This is a genomic window from Mixta sp., from assembly GCF_024610815.1.
Taxonomy (GTDB): domain Bacteria; phylum Pseudomonadota; class Gammaproteobacteria; order Enterobacterales; family Enterobacteriaceae; genus Mixta; species Mixta calida.
This window is the reverse complement of the sequence record NZ_JANION010000174.1, coordinates 55,792-62,343: the sequence shown is the minus strand read 5'-3', so window position 1 is coordinate 62,343 and position 6,552 is coordinate 55,792. Positions and strand designations below refer to the sequence as shown.

Sequence of the window (6,552 nt, the reverse complement as noted above, 5' to 3'; positions counted from 1 at the left end):
GTCATATATCAGGAATCGCGCTGTACGGCCATATGCGCCAGCGCTTCGAGCGCGCTGCGCCAGGGGGATTCAGGCAGCGCCTGCAGGGCGGCAATCGCTTTATCCGCTTCCTCTTCGGCGCGGCTGCGCGTCCACTCCAGCGATCCGCACTGACGCATCGTTTCCAGAACCGGATCCAGCAGATGGCGACCATTTCCCTGCTCAATCGCTTCACGAATCATCGCCGCCTGCTGCGCGTTGCCGTGGCGCATCGCATGCAGCAACGGCAGCGTCGGCTTGCCTTCGCTCAGATCGTCGCCCACATTTTTACCCAGCGTTTCGCCGTCGGCGCTGTAATCGAGAAGATCGTCGATCAGCTGAAATGCGGTGCCGATATAGCGGCCATAATCCTGCAAAGCCTGCTCCTGCGTTGCGCTGCCGCCGGCGAGAATACCAGAAGATTGCGCCGCCGCCTCAAACAGGCGCGCCGTCTTGCTGTAAATGACGTGCATGTAGCTTTCTTCGGTGATGTCGGGATCGTTGCAGTTCATCAGCTGCAGCACCTCGCCTTCAGCGATGACGTTTACCGCCTCCGACATCAGCGCCAGAATGCGCAGCGAGCCCAGGCTGGTCATCATCTGAAAGGCGCGGGTATAGATAAAATCGCCTACCAGCACGCTGGCCGCGTTGCCGAAAGCGGCATTGGCGGTCGCTTTGCCGCGGCGCATATCCGATTCATCGACGACATCATCATGCAGCAGAGTGGCGGTATGAATGAATTCAATCAGCGCGGCGATAGTGACGTGCTGATTCCCCTCATACCCTAAAGCGCGCGCCGCAAGAATGGCGATCATCGGACGAATACGCTTTCCGCCGCCGCTGATGATGTAGTAACCCAACTGATTGATGAGCGAAACATCTGAATTCAGCTGTGAGAGAATGGTCTCGTTGACGGCCGCCATGTCTTGCGCGGTTAATTCATTAATTTGTTCTAAATTCATCAGTCTGTTCAGCTATTGCTCTGTTCAGCGCCATGTTAAGCGACTTTGCCCATGTCTGTGCCACGTAATGTATTACAGATTGTACTTGAAAAACGAGGCTCTTGAATCCTGAGTATGGCGCTGCGTTTTTTTTCTGCAATCCTTTGCTATGTCCTCTTGTCAAGCCAGGGAATTTTGCGTAGAATTCGCGCCCTATTGTGAATATTTTATCGCGCCGCCTGACAATTGAAGAAGGCAAGCGCAGAAGCGGAGTTTTATATGTACGCGGTTTTCCAAAGTGGTGGTAAACAACACCGAGTAAGCGAAGGTCAAACCGTTCGCCTGGAAAAGCTGGACATCGCAACCGGCGAAACTATTGAGTTCGATCAGGTTCTGATGATTGCAAACGGTGACGACGTAACTATCGGCGCACCGCTGGTTTCAGGTGGCGTGATCAAAGCAGAAGTTGTAGCTCATGGTCGTGGCGACAAAATTAAGATCGTTAAGTTCCGTCGTCGTAAACACCACCGTAAGCAGCAAGGCCACCGTCAGTGGTTCACTGATGTGAAAATCACTGGCATCAGCGCCTGAGAGGAGATCTGACAAATGGCACACAAAAAGGCTGGCGGCTCGACACGTAACGGTCGCGACTCTAACGCACAGCGCCTGGGCGTAAAACGTTTTGGCGGTGAATCAGTACTGGCTGGCAACATCATCGTTCGTCAGCGTGGCACCAAATTCCACGCAGGCACCAACGTTGGTCTTGGCCGTGACCATACTCTGTTTGCTACTGCAAACGGTAAAGTAAAATTCGAAGTTAAAGGCCCGAACAACCGTAAATACGTCAGCATCGTTGCTGAGTAAGGTTGTCGCGCTGCAGGTTGATTAATCAGCCTGCCAGAGAATGAAAGCCCCGCAGAGTATTGCGGGGCTTTTTACATTTTGAGCTTGCCTGATTTGCTGTACACTTTACGTACAGCCTTTCCGCAACGGGTCATCGCTTATGGCCTCGGCGGAATACAGCCGCACCGGCATGTCCGGTCGCCAGGTGAATGATTTACGGAGAAGGTAAATGAAGTTTGTTGATGAAGCGACAATTCTGGTTGTCGCAGGTGATGGCGGTAATGGTTGCGTCAGCTTCCGTCGTGAAAAATATATCCCGAAAGGCGGCCCTGACGGCGGTGACGGCGGCGACGGCGGTGATGTCTACCTGCTGGCTGACGAAAACCTCAACACGCTGATCGACTATCGTTTCGAGAAATCGTTCCGCGCCGAGCGTGGACAGAACGGTCAGAGCCGCGACTGTACCGGCAAACGCGGCAAAGATATCGTGATTAAAGTGCCGGTCGGCACGCGCGTGATCGATCAGGGCACCGGCGAAACGTTGGGTGACCTGACGCGGCATGAGCAGAAGCTGATGGTGGCGAAGGGCGGCTGGCACGGCCTGGGCAACACCCGTTTTAAATCGTCCGTTAACCGTACGCCGCGTCAAAAGACGATGGGGACGCCGGGCGAAAAACGCGATCTGCAGCTGGAGCTGATGCTGTTGGCGGACGTCGGCATGCTGGGCCTGCCTAACGCCGGTAAATCCACCTTTATCCGCGCCGTTTCCGCCGCAAAGCCAAAAGTTGCCGACTATCCGTTTACCACCCTGGTGCCAAGCCTTGGCGTGGTGCGCATGGACAGCGAAAAAAGCTTTGTGGTAGCGGACATCCCTGGTCTGATTGAAGGGGCTGCTGAAGGCGCAGGTCTGGGCATTCGCTTCCTGAAACATCTTGAGCGTTGCCGCGTGCTGTTGCACCTGATCGATCTGGCGCCGATCGACGAATCCGATCCGGTGGAAAACGCGCGCATTATCCTCGGCGAGCTGGAAAAATACAGTGAGAAACTGTACCGCAAACCGCGCTGGCTGGTGTTCAATAAGGTCGACCTGCTGGATCAGGAAGAGGCGGAAGCCCGCGCGAAAGCGATCGTCGAAGCGTTGGGCTGGGAAGAAAAATATTACCTGATCTCTGCCGCCAGCCAGACCGGTGTTAACGCGCTTTGCTGGGACGTCATGTCCTTCCTGATCGCCAATCCGAAAGAGGCGGAAGAGGAAGAGAAGAAACCTGAGAAAGCAGAATTCATGTGGGATGACTACCACCGTGAAGCGCTGGAGCAGGCGGAAGAAGAAGTGGACGAAGAGTGGGACGACGACTGGGATGAGGATGACGACGAAGGCGTCGAAATCATCTACCAGCGCTAAATGGCCGCTCAACGATAAGCCCGGTTACGCCGGGCTTTTTTATGCCCATTTTTTACTACCAGAGCAAAAAATAGCCAGGTGATAAAGAAAATGTTTATCATCCCCTAATTATTTATCGTTGGGGGACACCACGCCTTATCGTCATTTCCTTTTTCTTTTCAGTGCGCTGTTTACTCTGTTTGCCGCCGCTTCTTCAGTTCAGGGTGGCGGGCAACCGGCATTGCGCATCCAGACCGGAACGATCGCGGCGATTGCTGAGCTGCAGCTTGCCGCCGTGCAGCTGTAAAATGCGCAGCACAATATTTAATCCCAGCCCGCTGCCGCCGTAGCGACGATCGCGACGATGAAACGCCTGCGTCAGCTCGCTCGCGGTCTCTTCATCAATGCCACCGCCCTCGTCCAGCACGCGCAGCAGGCTGCCTTCCTGTTCGATCTGGAGCTGTAGCGTGATTGCAGAGGCTTCCGGGCTGTAACGCGACGCATTCTCCAGCAAATTACGCAGCATCAGGCGCAGCAACACGGCATCGCCCTGCACCCGACCATCTTCTTGCGGCCAGACCAGACGCTGTTGGCGCTGCTGCATCATCTCTTCTATTTCGTCCTGTAACGGAGCGAAAATATCCTGCTGCCAGCTCAGCGTTTGATAATGCCCGCTGGCCAACGCCTGTCCGGCGCGCGACAGCATCAGCAGTTGCTCAATGACATGCATCAGCTGGTCGACGCGCGCCACCAGCATCGGCGCCTGCTTAATTTCCTGTTGCGCCAGCAGTTCCAGATGCAGTCGCAGGCCCGCCAGCGGCGTGCGCAGTTCATGCGCCGCATCGGCGGTGAATAATCTTTCCTGTTGCAGCGTCTGGTTAAGACGCGCCAGCAGCTGGTTGAGCGCGCGCGTCACCGCCACGATCTCCTCCATATCGGAAAAGGTCGGCAGGGGAGTGAGGTTATCAGCGGAGCGTTCGGCCAGGCTGGCCTGTAGCGCGTTCAACGGGCGAATGATCCAGCTGATGGCCCAGAAAGAGAGAATAAGGGTAAAGCCCACCATCACCAGCGAAGGCAGCAGCAGCGAGGCGATCGCTTCGCGAATTTCGTTTTCGACATGTTGATTGCGCGACTTCGCCGTCAGCGTTTCGTTGACCAGAAAGCCGATCTGTTCCCGGCTCTCATGCCAGAGCCAGATCGCGCTCATTAGCTGACAGGTCAGCAGGATCAGCGCCAGCATCATCAGCAGCCGCCGACGCATGCTGTTCATTGACGTTCTTCCAACCGGTAGCCGACGCCGCGCACCGTTTTAATGCGATCTTTGCCCAGTTTGCGGCGCAGATTATGAATATGCACTTCCAGCGTGTTGGAGCCGTTATCATCCTGCCAGCTGTAAAGATCCTGCTGCAGCGTCTCGCGATGCACCGTCTGGCCAATACGCATCAGCAGGCGCGTCAGCAGCGCGAACTCTTTCGGCGTTACTTCAATCGGCTGATTTTCGACGGAAACCTGAAGCGAGGCGAGATTCAACGTCAGATCGCCGTGCTGAATTTGGTTATCGCTGCGCCCCTGATAGCGACGGATCAGCGCGCGCACGCGCGCCTTCAACTCCGCCAGGGCAAATGGCTTAACCAGATAATCGTCGGCGCCGGCATCCAGTCCGCTGACCCTATCCTCCAGCGCATCACGCGCCGTCAGGATCAGCACAGGCAGATCGACGCCCTGCCGACGCCAGCGCCGCAGCAACGCCGCGCCGTCCATATCCGGCAGGCCGAGATCGAGAACGATGAGGCTGTATTGCCCGCTGTGCAGCAGCGTCTCCGCCTGCGCGCCTTTAGCGGCACAGTCGGTGACATAGCCTTCGCCGCCCAGCGCAAGGGCGACGCCCTCCTGCAACAGCGCATCATCTTCTACGATAAGTATTTTCATCAGTCTCAGTTATTTTGATAGAGATCCTTATATAAACGGCTTTCGAAGCGCACCAGCGGTACCCGACGTATTTTCTTATCCTCAGGCGGCACGGCGTAACCGGAGAGGAACTGCACGAAAGCGACGCGCTGCCCGCTGGCGGTAGTGATAAAGCCAGCCAGATTATAGACGCCGGAGAGCGAACCGGTTTTCGCGGAGACTTTGCCGTCGACGCCCGCCTCATGCAGCCCGCCGCGATAACGCAGCGTGCCGTCGTAGCCTGCCAGCGGCAGCATCGAGATAAAGTTTAGCTGCTGATCGTTTTGCGCAATATATTGCAACACTTCCATCATGATCGCCGGGGCGATCAGATCGTGACGCGACAGCCCGGAGCCGTCAACCTGAATGCTGTTGCCCAGATCGATATTCGCCTTTTGACGCAGAATGCGACGCACGGCGTCGGAGCCTGCGCGCCAGGTGCCCGGCACGTTAAAATAGTGATGACCGATAGTACGGAACACCGTATCGGCAATCATATTGTCCGATTTTTTCAGCATGATTTTCAGCAGGTCGCGCAGCGGCGCGGACTGCGTTTCCGCCAGCACGGCGCCAGGTTCGGTGACGCGCGTCTGGCGGACAAGATGGCCGGTATAGTCAATACCCGCGTCATGCAGCATCGCTTTCAAAATCGCGCCCGCCCAGGCGGCGCCGTCCTGTATCGAAAAAGCCAGCGGCAGAGGCTCGCTGCGTTGCGTCATGCAGCCCGTCAGCGTAAAGCGGTTCAGCTCGCCCGGCACCACGTCCAGCTCACAGTAGGGCGCGTCCGGCGAGCCCTTAGCTAAGGTGCGCACCTGGCTGAACATATTGACGGGATAGTAAGACGCGACGCGGATAAAGGCGTTGTCGTCAGGGCGTTCGGCGCTATAAAGCGAAACGGAGAAACAGTTCTTATCGACGATGGCGGCGGCTGGCGGTGCGCTAAAACATTGCGTGATATCATTCCATGGCCAGCCTGGCGCCTTGTCGTGGCTGGCGAAGATCGAGGTATCGATCACCAGATTGCCCTGAATATGGGTGATGCCCTGTTTGGTCAGCGCCGCCACCATATTGCGCAAATCCTGACGCGACAGCGTCGGATCGCCGGCGAAGCGTGCGACCAGATCGCCTTTCAGCGTGCCGTCGGCAACTTTGCCCTGGGTTTCCAGCGTGGTGCGAAAGCGAAAGTCAGGGCCCAGCTCCAGCAGGGCTGCGAGCGCCGTCACTACTTTCATGGTGCTGGCTGGCAAAGCCATTTGTTTACTGTGATAATCGACCAGCGGCGTTGATGAACCCACTTTTTGTGCCATCAGCGCCAGGTTTGCGCCATCCGGTAAGTATTGTGTGTATTCTTCCACAGGTGCTGCGTGAGCTTGCAGCATAAACGCACAGGTTAGTCCGGTAACAAGTCGTGAAAATCGCATA

General features: G+C 56.5%; 7 protein-coding genes. 3 read left to right on the top strand and 4 right to left on the bottom strand.

The features are described 5' to 3' along the window. Positions 1–8: 8 nt before the first annotated feature. Positions 9–980: an octaprenyl diphosphate synthase gene (ispB, locus tag MYY08_RS13280; RefSeq protein ID WP_038628775.1), complete on the bottom strand. Its 972-nt coding sequence runs from the start codon at positions 978–980 to the stop codon at positions 9–11. Positions 981–1,238: 258 nt separating this feature from the next. Between ispB and rplU the strand changes: the two genes are divergently transcribed. From rplU to cgtA, 3 genes are all read left to right on the top strand, one after another. Further along, entirely contained in the window at positions 1,239–1,550 is a 312-nt protein-coding gene (gene rplU, locus MYY08_RS13275) for a 50S ribosomal protein L21 (RefSeq protein ID WP_038628773.1), read from the top strand. A 15-nt stretch (positions 1,551–1,565) separates the two neighbouring features. Continuing rightward, entirely contained in the window at positions 1,566–1,823 is a 258-nt protein-coding gene (gene rpmA / locus MYY08_RS13270; protein ID WP_038628771.1) for a 50S ribosomal protein L27, read from the top strand. A 208-nt stretch (positions 1,824–2,031) separates the two neighbouring features. After that, the gene (gene cgtA, locus MYY08_RS13265; protein ID WP_038628769.1) at positions 2,032–3,204 is read left to right on the top strand and encodes an Obg family GTPase CgtA; all 1,173 of its coding nucleotides are present in this window, start codon (positions 2,032–2,034) and stop codon (positions 3,202–3,204) included. 193 nt (positions 3,205–3,397) lie between these two features. Here cgtA and pmrB read toward each other — a convergent pair whose 3' ends face one another. The 3 genes from pmrB to dacB are packed head-to-tail and all read right to left on the bottom strand — an operon-like array spanning position 3,398 to position 6,551. Then, a complete protein-coding gene (gene pmrB / locus MYY08_RS13260; RefSeq protein WP_288014525.1) occupies positions 3,398–4,453 on the bottom strand; it encodes a two-component system sensor histidine kinase PmrB in 1,056 nt (351 codons plus the stop codon). Then, positions 4,450–5,112, bottom strand: a complete 663-nt coding sequence (pmrA, locus tag MYY08_RS13255; RefSeq protein WP_038628765.1) for a two-component system response regulator PmrA — start codon at positions 5,110–5,112, stop codon at positions 4,450–4,452. Before pmrA ends, pmrB begins: the two co-directional genes overlap by 4 nt. A gap of 5 nt (positions 5,113–5,117) precedes the next feature. Beyond that, on the bottom strand, positions 5,118–6,551 hold the full coding sequence (dacB, locus tag MYY08_RS13250; protein WP_288014529.1) for a serine-type D-Ala-D-Ala carboxypeptidase: 1,434 nt from the start codon (positions 6,549–6,551) through the stop codon (positions 5,118–5,120). Position 6,552: the final 1 nt, after the last annotated feature.

Excerpts from the sequence above, each read along its gene's own strand:
- ispB (WP_038628775.1), bottom strand. The coding sequence starts at position 980 with ATGAATTTAGAACAAATTAATGAATTAACCGCGCAAGACATGGCGGCC.
- rplU (WP_038628773.1), top strand. The coding sequence starts at position 1,239 with ATGTACGCGGTTTTCCAAAGTGGTGGTAAACAACACCGAGTAAGCGAA.
- rpmA (WP_038628771.1), top strand. The coding sequence starts at position 1,566 with ATGGCACACAAAAAGGCTGGCGGCTCGACACGTAACGGTCGCGACTCT.
- cgtA (WP_038628769.1), top strand. The coding sequence starts at position 2,032 with ATGAAGTTTGTTGATGAAGCGACAATTCTGGTTGTCGCAGGTGATGGC.
- pmrB (WP_288014525.1), bottom strand. The coding sequence starts at position 4,453 with ATGAACAGCATGCGTCGGCGGCTGCTGATGATGCTGGCGCTGATCCTG.
- pmrA (WP_038628765.1), bottom strand. The coding sequence starts at position 5,112 with ATGAAAATACTTATCGTAGAAGATGATGCGCTGTTGCAGGAGGGCGTC.
- dacB (WP_288014529.1), bottom strand. The coding sequence starts at position 6,551 with ATGCGATTTTCACGACTTGTTACCGGACTAACCTGTGCGTTTATGCTG.